Origin of the sequence: Dyella agri (assembly GCF_044904705.1) — a bacterium.
Taxonomy (GTDB): Bacteria; Pseudomonadota; Gammaproteobacteria; order Xanthomonadales; family Rhodanobacteraceae; genus Rhodanobacter_A; species Rhodanobacter_A agri.
Genome location: NZ_JADIKL010000006.1, coordinates 216,358 through 230,411 on the forward strand (window position 1 = coordinate 216,358; position 14,054 = coordinate 230,411).

Consider the following 14,054-nt stretch of genomic DNA (forward strand, 5'->3'; position numbering starts at 1 on the left):
GCCGGACGGCCGGCGTGCTGCGGCGCGGCGTAGCCCTTGTGGATAAGTCTGTGGGGAAAGCGGCGCCTCGCGTGGCAAGGGCGGCATTGCATGCGCGGTCGCGTAGCTTTCATTGAAAATAATTGATTGAAATCATGTAGATATATCGCATGCTTGAAGTCGTGGGTACGTATGGCCCTGCAAGTCCCGGTAGCGGGCTTTTGTGCATAAGTAACGGCCGCCTAGCGGCCATGGCCGCGGCGCGGGATCGTCATCGCCCTGTCATGCGGCGGCGCCACACTGGCTGGGTGCTGGTGGCGACTCCCCTCCACCATCCGGCACACGGAGACGCCGCTCTCTCCGCTCCCCGAATCGGCACCCACGGCGCGGCTCATCCCGCGCCGCTTTTTTTGGGTGTCATCGCTCCGGCGATTTTGCCTTGTGGGTTCAGATCAGGCCGCGCGCGGCCATCGACACGGGTTTGCCGCTGCCGATCACCAGGTGGTCCAGCACGCGTACGCCGACCAGATGCAAGGCTTCGCGCAGTTCGCGGGTGATCGCGCGATCAGCCGCGCTGGGCTCGGCCATGCCACTGGGGTGGTTGTGGGCAAAAATCACCGCGCAGGCGTTGTGGGCAAGGCAGGCCCGCACCACCTCGCGGGGGTGCACGCTGGCGCCATCGACGGTGCCGCGGAACAGCTCCTCGAAGGCCAGTACGCGATGGCGGTTGTCCAGGTACAGGCAGCCGAACACCTCATAGGGCAGGTGGCGCAGCCGGGCGCTGAGGTAGTCGCCGCTGTCGCGCGGATTGCCCAGCGCCGGCTGTTCTCGCAGTTGCTCGGCGAGACAGCGTCGGGCCAGTTCCAGCGCGGCGGCGATGCGCGCGCGCTTGGCCGGCCCCAGGCCCACCGCGCGCACGGCCTGGTCAGGGCGGCCAAGCAGGGCGGCGAGGCTGCCCGCGCCAGTGAGCAACTCGCGGCCCAGCGCGATCGCGTCCTTGCCGCGCACCCCGCTGCCGAGCAGTACCGCCAGCAACTCCGCGTCGGACAGCGTGCTGCTGCCGCGGGCCAGCAGTTTCTCGCGGGGGCGTTCGCCTTCGGGCCAGTCGCGGATGCTCATGCGGTTAGTGTGCTGGCGCCGATGCGAAGCAGGCAGCAGTCGCGCGGCATGATTCCGGTAAGCTACCCGTCTGCCCGCACGTCAGGCCCTGCCTACATGAGTCTTGCCCAACGCCGCATCCTGCTGGGAGTGTCTGGCGGCATCGCCGCCTACAAGTCCTGCGAGCTGGTCCGCCGCCTGCGCGAGCAAGGCGCCGAGGTGCGCGTGGTGATGACGGCCGGCGCCGAACACTTCGTGGGCGCCGCCACCTTCCAGGCGCTGTCCGGTCAGCCAGTGCGCACGTCACTGTGGGACGAGAGCGCCGAAGCGGCGATGGGCCACATCGAGCTGGCACGCTGGGCCGAGCGCATCCTGATCGCGCCGGCCAGTGCCGACATCATTGCGAAGCTGGCCCATGGCCATGCCGGCGACCTGCTCACCACGCTGTGCCTCGCCAGCGCCGCGCCGCTATCGGTGGCGCCGGCGATGAACCAGCAGATGTGGGCGCATCCGGCGGTGCAGGCGAACGTGGCTCTGTTGCGCCAGCGCGGCGTGCAGCTGCTCGGCCCGGCCGCGGGCGAACAGGCCTGCGGCGACGTGGGTTCCGGCCGCATGCTGGAGCCGCACGAGCTGCGCGATGCGCTGGCGGCCTCGTTTGGCAGCGGCGCGTTGGCCGGGCTGTCGGTGGTGGTCAGCGCCGGCCCGACATTCGAGGACATCGATCCAGTGCGCTTCATCGGCAACCGCAGCTCCGGCAAGATGGGTTTCGCGGTGGCGCAGGCCGCGACCGAAGCGGGCGCGCGGGTGACCCTGGTGGCCGGCCCGGTAAGCCTGGCCACCCCGCCCGGCGTCGCGCGTCGCATCGACGTGCGCAGCGCCGCGCAGATGCAGGCGGCGGTGCTGGATGCATCCGCGCAGGCGCAGATCTACATCGGCGCGGCCGCCGTGGGCGATTACCGGCCGGCCGAAGTCGCCGAGCGCAAGCTCAAGAAGCAGGCCGGCGCCGACCTGGTGCTGCAGCTGGCCGAGAATCCCGACATCCTCGGCAGCCTCGCGGCGCGTCCCGCGCATCCTTTCCTGGTGGGTTTCGCTGCGGAGACGCATGACGTGGCGCGGTATGCGCAGGACAAGCTGCAACGAAAAGGCCTGGACATGATCGCCGCGAACCGCGTCGGCGACGGGCTGGGTTTCGAGACGGCCGACAACGCGCTGGACGTGTACTGGGCCGACGGCATGCTGGCGCTGGCGCGCGCCGGCAAGGCCGAGCTGGCGCGGCAGCTGGTCGCCTGCGTGGCCGAGCGCTATCGCGCGGTGCGCGGATGAGCGCGGCGATGCTGGATGTCGAACTGAAGATCCTCGACCCGCGTCTGGGCGACAGCATTCCGCTGCCGGAGCCGGCCACTACCGGCAGCGCCGGCATGGACCTGCGCGCCGCGCTCGATGCGCCGCTCACCCTGGCACCCGGCGACAGTGCCCTGGTGCCCAGCGGCATCGCCATCCACATCGGCGACCCGGGCTGGTGCGCGCTGATCGTGCCGCGCTCGGGCTTGGGTCACAAACAAGGCCTGGTGATGGGCAACCTGGTCGGCGTGATCGACGCCGATTACCAGGGGCCGTTGATGATTTCCTGCTGGAACCGCGGCCGCGAGCCGGTCACCATCGGTGTGGGCGACCGCATCGCGCAGCTGCTGCTGGTGCCGGTGGCGCAGGCGCGGTTGAACATCGTGGCCGAGTTCGCGCCCAGCGCGCGCGGCGGCGGCGGTTTCGGTTCGACGGGCATCAAGTGATCTGGCGCGGCGTCGGGCCGGATGGGGCGGACACCTGCGGGGGCAGGGGGTGGCGATGAGTGACACAAATGGATTGCGTGGTCGCACGCAGTTGGACTGGCGACGGCTGTGGCCGCTGGCCATGGGTACGTTGTTGCTGCTGCTTGGCGGGTTCTGCGCCTGGCAGACCTGGCTGATCGCCGACGAGGGCAGTGCGGCGGACCGCGTGCGACAGGCGCGCGACGAAGTCGTGCAGCAGCTGGCGCAAACGGTCGCCACGCAACGCGCCGCGGTGGTGAAGGCGGTGGCGGGGTTGGATCCGTCCATGCTGCAGGGCGACCACGCCCAGCTGTTGGCGGTGCTCCACGCACGGCTGCCGCAGGCGTTGCAGCTGGATGTCTACAGCGGCAGCCTCGACGAGGTGCTGCACGCCAATTTCCGCGAGTTCGGCTATGCCAAGGCCGCGCAGCTGATGGCCGCGCAAACCGACGATGGCCTGCCGCCGGTGCAAAGCGTGTCGCACAGCGTGGGCAATCGCCGGCTGAGCCTGGTGCTGCCGCTGGGTTCGACACCGCAGGCGCGGGCCTGGCTATGGGTAGAGTTGCCGTTCGCGCCGGTGCAACAAGTGTTCGACGCGGCGTCGCCCGCAGGCGGCCGCCTGGATCTCCGCCAGGGTGACGCCAGCGCCGACATGCGCATTCTTTCGCACGGCAGCGTCGGCGCCGATGCGGAGTCCACCGCCAAGGCGGTGCCGGGCAGCGCATTCAGCGTGGCCGTGGCCCTGCCCGAGGCTTTCATCGTGTTGCCGCGCTCGTGGCTGTTGGCGGGGTTGCTGGCCCTGGTCGGCATCGGCGCGGGGCTGTACCTGCTGTGGTGGCGCTTGCGGTACCGCGAAGTGCCGCTGGCCGAGCAGGATATCGATATCGAGGAGTTCAAGTTGTCCCAGGAAGCTGCCCGCAAATCCGCACCGCCCGAGCCGGTGCTCGCCAAGCTCGCGTCCGCGCCGGTCGCCGCACCTGCACCTGCACCCGCGCCCGCGGCGAAGGCCGTAGCGGATGTCGCGGTCGATCCGACGATCTTCCGTGCCTATGACATCCGCGGCGTGGTGGGTATGACACTGACGGCCGGCGTGGCGCGCTTGCTGGGCCAGTCCATCGGCACGCTGATGCGCGAGCAGGCTCTCACCGAGATCGTGGTGGGCCGCGACGGCCGCCTGTCCGGCCCGGAGCTGGCCGGCGCGCTGGCCGATGGCCTGCGTGCCGCAGGCATCGACGTGATCGATCTCGGCGCGGTGCCCACGCCGGTGGTGTATTTCGCCGCGTACCACTTCAACACCGGTTGCGGCGTGGCGGTCACCGGCAGCCACAACCCGCCCGACTACAACGGCTTCAAGATCGTGATCGGCGGCCAGACGCTGTCCGAAGGTTCGATCCAGGATCTGTACCAGCGCATCGCCCGCAACGCGCTGGAGCAGGGCGGCGAAGGCAGCCTGCGCCAGGTCGACGTGCTACCGGACTATCTGGAGCGCATCGTCTCCGACGTGCAGGCCGAGCGCCGGCTCAAGGTGGTGGTGGACTGCGGCAATGGCATTCCGGGCGCGGTGGCGCCGCAGGTGCTCTCCGGCATCGGTTGCGACGTGGTGCCGCTGTACTGCGACGTGGACGGCACGTTCCCGAACCATCATCCCGATCCCTCCGACCCGCACAATCTCGAGGACCTGATTCTCGCGGTGAGGCAGACGGGTGCCGACCTCGGCGTGGCCTTCGACGGTGACGGCGACCGCCTCGGCGTGGTGACCAAGGCCGGCGAGATCATCTTCCCGGACCGCCTGCTGATGCTGTTCGCGCGCGACGTGCTGGCGCGCCAGCCGGGCGCCACCATCATCTACGATGTGAAGTGCACCGGCCACCTCAAGGGCCAGATCCTCGAGGCCGGCGGCAGCCCGCTGATGTGGCGCACCGGCCATTCGCTGATCAAGGGCAAGATGCGCGAGACCGGCGCGGAGCTGGCCGGCGAGATGAGTGGCCATTTCTTCTTCAAGGAGCGCTGGTACGGCTTCGACGACGGCATCTATGCCGGCGCGCGGCTGATGGAGATCCTCGCCGGCGACCTGGAAGAGCGCACGCCGGAGGAGATCTTCGCCACCCTGCCTGCGGGCGTCTCTACGCCGGAGCTGAAGATCGAGCTGGCCGAGGGCGAGCATTACCGTTTCATGGAGCGTTTCCGCGCCAAGGCGAGCTTCGGCGACGCCACCCTGATCACCATCGATGGCGTGCGTGCCGACTGGCCGGACGGCTGGGGCCTGGTGCGCGCGTCGAACACCACGCCGGTGCTGGTGCTGCGTTTCGATGCGGACGATCCGGTGGCGCTCAAGCGCATCCAGCAGGCGTTCCGCGAGCAGCTGCTTGCCGTCGACCCGGCGTTGAAACTGCCGTTCTGAGGCGATCTCGAACCACCGTCAGCATGACGGTGGTTCGAGTCAGTCTGTCCGGACTCGCCCGTTTCCACCCCCAAGCACGTCCATGCCTGAGGGTGCGCAGCAGGTTCCTGTGTGCCGGGTATCCGGGCGGACTTCAGGGCTGATTCTGTGCGGCCTGCAGGGCGCGATAGTGCGCCAGCTGTTGCACCTGAGCTTGCGTGGCTTGCTCGCGCTGCGCCAGCTGGCGTTGCAGCACCGCCTGCAACTCGCTCACCACGCCGCGTTGCTTGGCGATGCCGTCCTGCAGGAACTTCGGCAGCGGTTGCTTGTTGTGCTCGAATTCGGCGCCGCGGCCCAGCAACTCGGTCAGTGCCTGCTCCTGGCTGCGCAGGTTGAGCTTGCTGGTGTGGATCTGCTGGTCCATGTTCGCCAGCGTTTGTTGCAGCGCGGCCTTGTACGCGGCTTCGTCGGGGTAGGTGGACAGCATCTGCTCGTCGGCACGGGCCCGATCCTGGGCGGCGCGCTGGGCGGCGGCCTGCAGGGCGGCCTGTTTCTGCGCGGCGGCACGCTCCTCCGAGCTTAGCTGGCGCTGCACGTGCGACACCACCAGGCCTTGGTCGTTGACCACGTCGTAGCCGTATTTGAGCGCATCCGGGCTGAGGCTGTCGCTGAAATGCAGCTGGCCCTTGCCGTCCACCCACTTGTAGCGTACCCCGTTGCTACTCGCGGCCTGCATGGCGCAGAGCGGCGCAGCGGCGAGCAGCGCGGCGATGATCAGGATGGACAGTGATTTACGCATGGGTACCCCCTCGGCCGAAGTATAGACGCGGCGGCGGCCTGCAAGCCTGCGACGGGCGATTCGCCGCCGCGGGCTGTGACCGGGTTCAGTGGTTCACACCATAACGTTCGCGGTAGGCGAGCAGGCGCGCGTGTTCGGCCGCCAGTTCCGGGCGCTCGCCCGCATAGGCCAGCACGTCGGCGAGGCTGGTGATCGCGATCACCGGGATACCGTAATCGCGCGCCACTTCCTGCGCGGCGGACAGTTCGCCCTGGCCGCGTTCCTGCCGGTCCAGCGCGATCAGCACGCCAGCCGGTTCGGCACCGTGGGCACGGATCAGCGCGAGCGACTCGCGCACCGCGGTGCCGGCGGTCATCACGTCGTCCACGATCAGCACGCGGCCCTTCAGTGGCGCACCGACCAGCACGCCACCCTCACCGTGGTCCTTGGCCTCTTTGCGGTTGTAGGCCCAGGGCAGGTCGCGGCCCTGCTGGTCGGCCAGCGCGATCGCGGTAGCCGCGGCCAGCGCGATGCCCTTGTAGGCGGGGCCGAACAGCATGTCCACGCCGATTCCGGCGTTCACTACCGCGGCGGCGTAGGCGCGGCCCAGCCGGCCCAGCGCGGCACCGGAATCGATGCGCCCCATATTGAAGAAATACGGGCTTTGCCGCCCGGACTTCAGCGTGAATTCGCCGAAGCGCAGCACGTCGCGCTGCAAGGTGAGTTCGATGAAGTCGCGCTGGTAGTCGTGCATGGGCACTCTCGTCAGGGAAGGGCACGCCACAGCAGGTGCTGTGGCCCGGAGCGGCCGCCATGGTACAGCTCGTCGCTGTCGATGAAGCCGTGTCGAAGGTACAGCGCCAGCGCGGCGGTATTGGCGCAGTTCACCGTGAGCAGCATGCGGCGCGCCTGCGGGTGGCGCTGTGCAAGGTCGGCCAACAGTGCTTCCATCGCGATCGCGCCGAGTCCGCGCCCCTGCCAGCGGGCATCGAGCTGGAACGAGCGCAGGCCCAGTGCATCGGCATCGGCGTCGCGGCCGGTAAGGCTGCGCGCGCTGCGTTCGATGCGGTAGTAGCCGATCACGGCGTCGCCGAGCAGGATCGCCATCGGCTCGCTGTCAGGACACTGCTCGGCATCGGGCAGGGTGCGCGCAGGCGGGCTCACGAAGCCGTCCTGCTCCGGTTGCACGTGCAGGCCCAGCACGGCGTCGCGCAGGACGGGCGTAACCGGGCAGACGCGGATGGAGGGTGGTGCAGTCATGGTTGCTATGATGCCGTTTCACACCGGGAGTCGCGCATGCGCATCATCAGCTTGAACGCCAACGGCATCCGCTCGGCCGCGACCAAGGGCGTGTTCGAGTGGCTGCGGCAGCAGCGGGCCGACGTGGTCTGCCTGCAGGAGACCAAGGCGCAGGAGGATCAGCTCACCGACCCGATGTTCCGTCCCGACGGCCACCATTGCTTCTACCGCGACGCCAGCACCAAGAAAGGCTACTCGGGCGTGGCGATCTACGCGAAACGCGAGCCGGACGAAGTGCGCACCGCGCTGGGTTGGGACGAATTCGACAACGAAGGCCGCTATGTCGAGGCGCGTTTCGGCAAGTTGAGCGTGGTGTCCTTTTATGTGCCGTCCGGTACCTCGGGCGAGGAGCGCCAGCAGTTCAAGTTCAAGGCGATGGACTGGCTCGCGCCCATCCTCGGCGAATGGCTGAAGAGCGGCCGCGACTACGTGCTGTGTGGCGACTGGAACATCGTGCGCAGCGAGAAGGACATCAAGAACTGGAAATCCAACCAGAAGAACTCCGGCTGCTTGCCGGAGGAGCGCACCTGGCTCAACGGCCTGGTCGAGCGCGGCTGGGTGGACAGCTACCGCACCTTGCACCCCGAGGGCGAGGACTACACCTGGTGGTCGAACCGGGGCCGTGCCCGCGAGAACGACGTGGGCTGGCGCATCGACTACCAGTTTGTCACGCCCGGACTGGGGAAGCGGTTGAAGCGTTGCGCGATCTATCGCGACGAGCGTTTCTCGGATCACGCGCCGTACACCGTCGACTATGCCGACTGAGGGCGCGGCCGCCGTATCGGGACGCAACTGGCGCATCCTCAGCGTTGGCCTGCTGGGCTTCGCCTCCGGCTTGCCGCTGGCCTTGACCAACCCGACCCTGCAGGCGTGGTTCACCACTGCTGGCCTCAGTCTCAAGGACATCGGCTGGGTCACGCTGACCGGCACGGCCTACGTGTTCAAGTTCCTTTGGGCGCCGCTGCTTGACCGTTTCCAGCTGCGTTGGCTGGGACGTCGCCGCGGATGGATCGCTCTGATGCAGGCGGTCTGCGGTTGTGCCCTGATCGCCATGAGTTTTCACACGCCGCAAAAGGCGGCGGCCATGCTGGTGCTCCTTGCCGTGCTGGTGGCGTTCTCGTCCGCAACCCAGGACATCGCCTACGATGCGCATCGCACCGATCTGTTGCGGCCGGAGGAGCGTGGCTGGGGCATCGCCTTCATGCAGGGCGGCTATCGTGCGGCCATGTTGGTATCCGGTGCACTGGCGCTGATCCTGGCCGGTCACTTGGGCTGGGCCTGGGTGTATCGACTGATGGGTGCACTGATGCTCGCGGCGATCCTGGTCACCGCGACCTCACCGGAGGCGCCGGACGAGCAGCCCACGCGCAGCTTCGCAGAGGCAGTGGTGCAACCGTTCGTGGATTTCTTTCAACGCTATGGCGTGCTGGCACTGGCCTGGCTGGCGCTGATGGTGCTGTACAAGCTGTGCGATGCGTTCGCGTTGTCGCTGTCCACCACCTTTCTGCTGCGCGTGCCGCAGTTCTCGCTGATCCAGCTGGGTGCGATCAACAAGGTCCTCGGCCTTGCCGCTGGTCTGCTTGGCGCACTGGCCGGTGGCTGGGTGGTGACGCGGATACGGCTGTTTCCTGCGCTGCTGTTGCTGGGTGTGCTGCAGGCGCTGGTGAACCTTGGCTATATCTGGCTGGTGCACAGTGGCCCCAATCTGCTGGCGCTAGCCGTCGTGGTGGGTGCGGAGAACTTTTTCAGCGGCTTGGGCAGTACCGCCTTTGTGGTGCTCGTGACTGCGCTGTGCAATGTGCGCTATTCGGCCACCCAGTACGCACTGCTGTCCTCGCTGTCGGCGGTGGGGCGGGTGTTCCTGGGTCCGCTGGCGGCGTGGCTGGTGCCGCAGGTGGGCTGGTCGAACTTCTTCGTGATCACCGCCTTGTCGGCCCTGCCCGGCCTGCTGCTGATACTCGCGATGCGCCGTGCGATTGATCGTGTGGAGCTGGCGCGACCGCACTGAGAGCGCGCTAGCTCTGCGCACGGGATCACGTTACGGCTGCGGCATAGGCCACGGATTGGCAAGGCACGGCTTGCCCGGCATTCCCGGGCCGGCGATGATCATGGCGCAGGGGGGTACGCCGCGCGCAAGGAGCCGACGAATGCCCGATCTAGTGATACGCCATGTCGATCATCTGCTGGCCGAGCGCATCCAGTCGTTCGCCAAAAACCATCAGCTGAGCATCAACGAGGTGCTGCTGTACGCGCTGCGGCGTGGCCTTCGTGCCGCCGAAAGCGGCCAGCAGGCCGAAGCCCTGATCGAGGCCGACGAGCTCGCCATGCTGGCCGGCCCGTGGAATGCGACCGAACAGGCGGTGTTCCGGGAGACCGTGCAGGCACTGTCGACCGCACGCAGCGACTCGCTGGTGCCTCTGCAGCGCAAAGCCGGTTTGTTCGAATAAGCGATTCAGCGCGGCGCGGGATGGATTGCGCCGAGCTGGCGCAGGCCGCGCGCGCCGGTGACCGCGGGCAGGTTGCCGGGCAGGCCGAGCAAGCGCTGCCGGGCCAGCCACGCGAACGCGGTGGCTTCGAGGAAATCCGGGTCGACGCCGAATGCCGCGGTGCTCGACAGTGTGCGTGGCGCCAGTAGTTCGGCGAGCCGGCGCATCAGCGCGCCGTTGTGCACGCCGCCGCCGCAGGCCAGCACGTCTTCCGCATCCGGTGCGTGGCGCGTGATCGCCTCGGCCACGCTGCGTGCAGTGAGCTCAAGCAGCGTGGCTTGCACGTCGGCTGCCGCCAGTGCGGCCATGCGTGGATGCGTAGCGAGCCAGTCGAGGTGGAAGTGTTCGCGGCCGGTGCTCTTGGGCGGCGCCAGCGCGAAATAGGGATCGGCCAGCAGCGCATCGAGCAGTGCCGCGTCGACCCGGCCGCTGGCGGCGAAGTTGCCGTCGCGGTCGAACGGTTCGCCATGCTGGCGCAGGCACCATGCATCCAGCAGGCCGTTGGCGGGGCCGGTATCGAAGCCGAGGACGCTGCCGTCGGCGCCGAGTACGGTGATATTGGCGATGCCACCGAGGTTGAGCACCACGCGGCCATGGCCGGGATGCGCCAGCAGCATCGCATGGACAGCCGGCAGCAAGGGAGCGCCCTGGCCGCCGGCGGCCACGTCGGCGCGGCGGAAGTCCGCCACCACGTCGATGCCGCAGCGTTCGGCGATCGTGGCGGGATCGCCCAGCTGCAGGGTGAAGGGGTGTTCGCCGGTGGGGCGGTGGCGCACGGTCTGGCCGTGCGAGCCGATGGCGCGCACCGCCGAGGCATCGATGCCGTGTTCGCGCAGGAGGGCGAGCGCGGCTTCGGCAAAGCCGTGGCCCAGCGCCACGTCCAGTCGTCCGAATGCGTCGAGGTCCAGTGTGGCTTCGCCTTGCGCCACGGCGAGGATCTGCTCGCGCAGCGCCGTCGGCCAGGGATGCGCGCGTGCGGCAAGCAGGCGCGGCCGTTCGTGCTCGAACGACACCAGCGCGGCATCGATGCTGTCGGCGCTGGTGCCGGAGATCAGGCCGAGATAGAGCGCCGGGGTTTCACTCACGCGGTCGCGGCGCTCAATTGTCGGTGTTGGGCGTGTTGTTGCGGGCCAGCTTCACGCGCTGATCGATCTGCTCCAGCCTTGCCAGCTGAGGCTTCACCACGGTGGCCTTGAATTGCGCCAGCTGGGCGCCGGGCAACGGCTCGGACTTGGGCAGGGTCACCGTCTGCGGGTTGCGCTGCGCGCCGTCCACGCGGAATTCGTAATGCAGGTGCGGGCCGGTGGCGAGGCCGGTCATGCCGACGTAGCCGATGATCTGCCCCTGCTTCACGTGCTGGCCCACACGTTCGCCGGAGGCGAAGCGCGACATGTGGCCGTAGGCAGTGCTGATGTCCTTGTTGTGCTGGATCAGCACGAAGTTGCCGTAGCCGTTCTCCCAGCCACGGTACTTGATCACGCCATCGCCGGCGGCGTGGATCGGCGTGCCCGACGGCGCAGCGTAGTCCACGCCCTTGTGGGCGCGCATGCGGCCGAGGATCGGATGCATGCGCGCGGCGGTGAAGGTGGAGGAGATCCGGGTGAAGTCCACCGGAATGCGCAGGAAGGATTTCTGCAGCGGGCGGCCATCTTCGCTGAACCAGCCGTAGTTGCCGTCGGCCTTGCGGAAGCGATAGGCGGTGTAGCGCTTGCCCTGGTTGACGAACTCCGCGGCCACGATGTCGCCTTCGCCGTAGCGCGCGCCGTCGCGGTAGATGTCGTCGTAGATCACGGTGAAGCTGTCGCCTTCGCGCAGGTCCTGCACGAAGTCGACGTCGTACTTGAACAGGTCGGCCAGCTTGCCCACCATCGCCGCGCTGAGCCCGGCCTGGTCGCCGGCGGCGTACAGGCTGCTGCGGATCACGCCATGCGCGACTTCTTCACGCGTGTCCATGTCGCGTCGCTCCAGGGCGAGCGTGGGCTGCGGGCCGTCGAGGCGCACGATCGCGCGGTTGGCCTGATCCTTGTCGAAGCGGATGCCGCGCAGGCTGCCGCCGGGGCCGAGCAGGAAGTCGAATTCTTCGCCGGGACGGATGTTGTGCAGCGCGGACTTCGCGTCGCCGGCGGCATCCATCACCTTCTGCAGGTCGGTAAGGCTCAGGCCGCGACCGCCGAAGATGTCCGACAGCGTCTGGCCCGGCTGCACGCGCACCACCTGCCAGTCGTCTACCGTGGAAGTCGCCGGGTTGATCGGAGCCGGCTTTGGCAGGGCCAGCGGCAGCAGGGTGTGTGCCTCGATGGTCGGCGCGGGCTTCATCGCGGTGGCCCAGGCCGGCATGATGAAGCCGGAGAGCAGCGTCACCATCAGTGCGGTGCCGGCCAGCACCCAGCGTTCGCGGTGCCAGTGGATGGGCGTGGTGGATTCCGAACGGTCGAACGACCAGTGCGCGCAACGCTCGTAGAAGCTGACGTGCCGGCGCTGCGCCTTGCGGCAGATGGCCTGCTTGCGTGCGTGGCGCGCCCCCCGATTTTCCTCAACCATGCTGCGCGAGCCTCGTCGTACAAAGTAACAAACCCGCGTACCATAGTCGTCGTGTGACAAGTGCGTCAATGCCTTTCCCATCAAGGGTTTGCGCTGGGTTTTCGGTTAACGCACAATTAACGCTGAAACGTGATTGCCATCCCGCAGATGGTTGTCATGGCAACCATCATCCCCGAGGAATGCATGAACGAACCCGAGCAGGCGCTGGCCGCGATCGCGCGTGGCGCCGATGAAATCATCAAGCGCGAGGATCTGCTGGAGCGGCTGAAGAGTGGGCGCCCGCTGCGCATCAAGGCCGGCTTCGACCCCACTGCGCCGGATCTGCATCTCGGCCACGCCGTGCTGCTCAACAAGATGCGCCAGTTCCAGGATCTGGGGCACCAGGTGATCTTCCTGATCGGCGACTTCACCGGGATGATCGGCGACCCTACCGGCAAGAACGTCACGCGCAAGCCGCTCACCCGCGAGGACGTGCTGAAGAACGCCGAGACCTACGCCGCGCAGGTGTACAAGGTGCTCGACCGCGAGCGCACTGAAGTGCGCTTCAATTCCGAGTGGTTCGGCAAGATGGGCGCGGCGGACATGATCAAGCTCGCCGCGCAGCACACCGTGGCGCGCATGCTCGAACGCGACGATTTCGCCAAGCGCTACGCGTCACAGCAGCCGATCGCCATCCACGAATTCCTCTATCCGCTGGTGCAGGGCTACGACTCGGTGGCGCTGGAGTGCGACGTCGAGCTCGGCGGCACCGACCAGAAGTTCAACCTGCTGATGGGGCGGGGCCTGCAGGAACACTTCGGGCAGAAGCCGCAGATCGTACTCACCATGCCCTTGCTCGAAGGCCTGGACGGCGTCAACAAGATGTCCAAGTCGTTGGGCAACTACATCGGTATCGACGAGCCGGCGATCGACATCGTCACCAAGACCATGAAGATCGACGACGCGCTGATGTGGCGCTGGTTCGAGCTACTCAGCTTCGAAGTGTCGCTGGACGAGCTGGCGCGCATGAAGCGCGAAGTGGAAAGCGGCGAGCTGAACCCGCGCGACACCAAGCTGCGCCTGGCGCGGGAACTGGCTACGCGCTTCCACGATGCCGCCGCCGCCGAGCAGGCTATTGCCGGCTGGCATGCGGTGGTGCGTGGCGAGGGGGATACCTCGCTGCTGCCGCTCAGCGAGATCGCGGCGCCTGCCGAAGGCCTGCGCCTGCCGGCGCTGCTCACCGCGGCGGGGCTCACCGCCAGCAACTCGGAGGCGAACCGCAAGCTCAAGGAGCGCGCGGTGCGCATCGATGCAGAGGTGGTGGAGGACGCGCAGCGCGTGTTCGCCGCCGGCTTCGAGGGCGTGCTGCAGGTGGGCAAGCGCAACTTCGCCAGGGTGCGGTTGACCGGCGGCTGAGCACAGCGCGCGACTTTGCAGAATTGTTTCGCGCAAGATCAGTAGCTTGCGCGAAAGAGCAAGATTTCTTCGAAGAAAATGCTTGCCAAGCCACGGTCGTCTACCTAGTATTCGCCGCCCCGCTGCTGCATCGGCGCGGCGTCACACCGAACGGCAAGAAATTCTTCGCTGCAGGTGTTGACGGACCGGAAAGACGATGTATAGTGAGCGGCTCACCGGGACGAAATGTCCTCTAGCGGAAACGACCGCGGTGAAGAGATCTTTGACAGTGTGCACAGGTGAATTGTGTGGAC

13 protein-coding genes are annotated in these 14,054 nt (G+C 67.7%); 7 read left to right on the forward strand and 6 right to left on the reverse strand.

Annotation, left to right across the window (positions count from 1 at the left end):
* Positions 1-426: 426 nt before the first annotated feature.
* Positions 427-1,098: a RadC family protein gene (gene radC / locus ISP14_RS12720; protein ID WP_404540451.1), complete on the reverse strand. Its 672-nt coding sequence runs from the start codon at positions 1,096-1,098 to the stop codon at positions 427-429.
* 96 nt (positions 1,099-1,194) lie between these two features.
* Between radC and coaBC the strand changes: the two genes are divergently transcribed.
* Genes coaBC through ISP14_RS12735 form a run of 3 tightly spaced genes read left to right on the forward strand, consistent with a single transcriptional unit; the run spans position 1,195 to position 5,283 of the window.
* A complete protein-coding gene (gene coaBC / locus ISP14_RS12725) occupies positions 1,195-2,400 on the forward strand; it encodes a bifunctional phosphopantothenoylcysteine decarboxylase/phosphopantothenate--cysteine ligase CoaBC (protein WP_404540454.1) in 1,206 nt (401 codons plus the stop codon).
* Between the two features lie 8 nt (positions 2,401-2,408).
* Entirely contained in the window at positions 2,409-2,864 is a 456-nt protein-coding gene (gene dut, locus ISP14_RS12730) for a dUTP diphosphatase (RefSeq protein WP_404540488.1), read from the forward strand.
* 55 nt (positions 2,865-2,919) lie between these two features.
* A complete protein-coding gene (locus ISP14_RS12735; protein WP_404540457.1) occupies positions 2,920-5,283 on the forward strand; it encodes a phosphomannomutase/phosphoglucomutase in 2,364 nt (787 codons plus the stop codon).
* 133 nt (positions 5,284-5,416) lie between these two features.
* On the opposite strand, the gene ISP14_RS12740 is transcribed toward ISP14_RS12735, so the two are convergent.
* From ISP14_RS12740 to ISP14_RS12750, 3 genes are all read right to left on the reverse strand, one after another.
* Complete coding sequence (locus tag ISP14_RS12740; RefSeq protein ID WP_404540460.1) at positions 5,417-6,061, reverse strand: DUF4124 domain-containing protein; 645 nt, start codon at positions 6,059-6,061, stop codon at positions 5,417-5,419.
* 85 nt (positions 6,062-6,146) lie between these two features.
* On the reverse strand, positions 6,147-6,794 hold the full coding sequence (gene pyrE / locus ISP14_RS12745; RefSeq protein ID WP_404540462.1) for an orotate phosphoribosyltransferase: 648 nt from the start codon (positions 6,792-6,794) through the stop codon (positions 6,147-6,149).
* An 11-nt stretch (positions 6,795-6,805) separates the two neighbouring features.
* Positions 6,806-7,300 (reverse strand): GNAT family N-acetyltransferase, encoded by a 495-nt coding sequence (locus tag ISP14_RS12750; RefSeq protein ID WP_404540465.1) that lies wholly within the window; start codon positions 7,298-7,300, stop codon positions 6,806-6,808.
* 36 nt (positions 7,301-7,336) lie between these two features.
* Between ISP14_RS12750 and ISP14_RS12755 the strand changes: the two genes are divergently transcribed.
* The 3 genes from ISP14_RS12755 to ISP14_RS12765 all read left to right on the forward strand — a co-directional run bounded on the left by ISP14_RS12755 (position 7,337) and on the right by ISP14_RS12765 (position 9,786).
* Positions 7,337-8,104, forward strand: coding sequence for an exodeoxyribonuclease III (locus ISP14_RS12755; RefSeq protein ID WP_404540467.1), 768 nt, complete (start codon positions 7,337-7,339; stop codon positions 8,102-8,104).
* Positions 8,094-9,347, forward strand: coding sequence for an AmpG family muropeptide MFS transporter (locus tag ISP14_RS12760; RefSeq protein WP_404540470.1), 1,254 nt, complete (start codon positions 8,094-8,096; stop codon positions 9,345-9,347). The genes ISP14_RS12755 and ISP14_RS12760 overlap by 11 nt, the downstream gene beginning before the upstream one ends.
* 139 nt (positions 9,348-9,486) lie before the next feature.
* A complete protein-coding gene (locus ISP14_RS12765; protein ID WP_404540473.1) occupies positions 9,487-9,786 on the forward strand; it encodes a hypothetical protein in 300 nt (99 codons plus the stop codon).
* A gap of 5 nt (positions 9,787-9,791) precedes the next feature.
* Here the strand turns inward: ISP14_RS12765 and ISP14_RS12770 are convergent, their stop codons facing one another.
* Together ISP14_RS12770 and ISP14_RS12775 are read right to left on the reverse strand one after the other, a co-directional pair.
* Positions 9,792-10,910, reverse strand: coding sequence for an anhydro-N-acetylmuramic acid kinase (locus ISP14_RS12770; RefSeq protein WP_404540474.1), 1,119 nt, complete (start codon positions 10,908-10,910; stop codon positions 9,792-9,794).
* A gap of 13 nt (positions 10,911-10,923) precedes the next feature.
* A complete protein-coding gene (locus ISP14_RS12775) occupies positions 10,924-12,366 on the reverse strand; it encodes an OapA family protein (protein ID WP_404540477.1) in 1,443 nt (480 codons plus the stop codon).
* A 183-nt stretch (positions 12,367-12,549) separates the two neighbouring features.
* Here ISP14_RS12775 and tyrS point away from each other — a divergent pair, with 183 nt between their 5' ends.
* Positions 12,550-13,761: a tyrosine--tRNA ligase gene (tyrS, locus tag ISP14_RS12780; protein WP_404540491.1), complete on the forward strand. Its 1,212-nt coding sequence runs from the start codon at positions 12,550-12,552 to the stop codon at positions 13,759-13,761.
* Positions 13,762-14,054 lie beyond the last annotated feature (293 nt).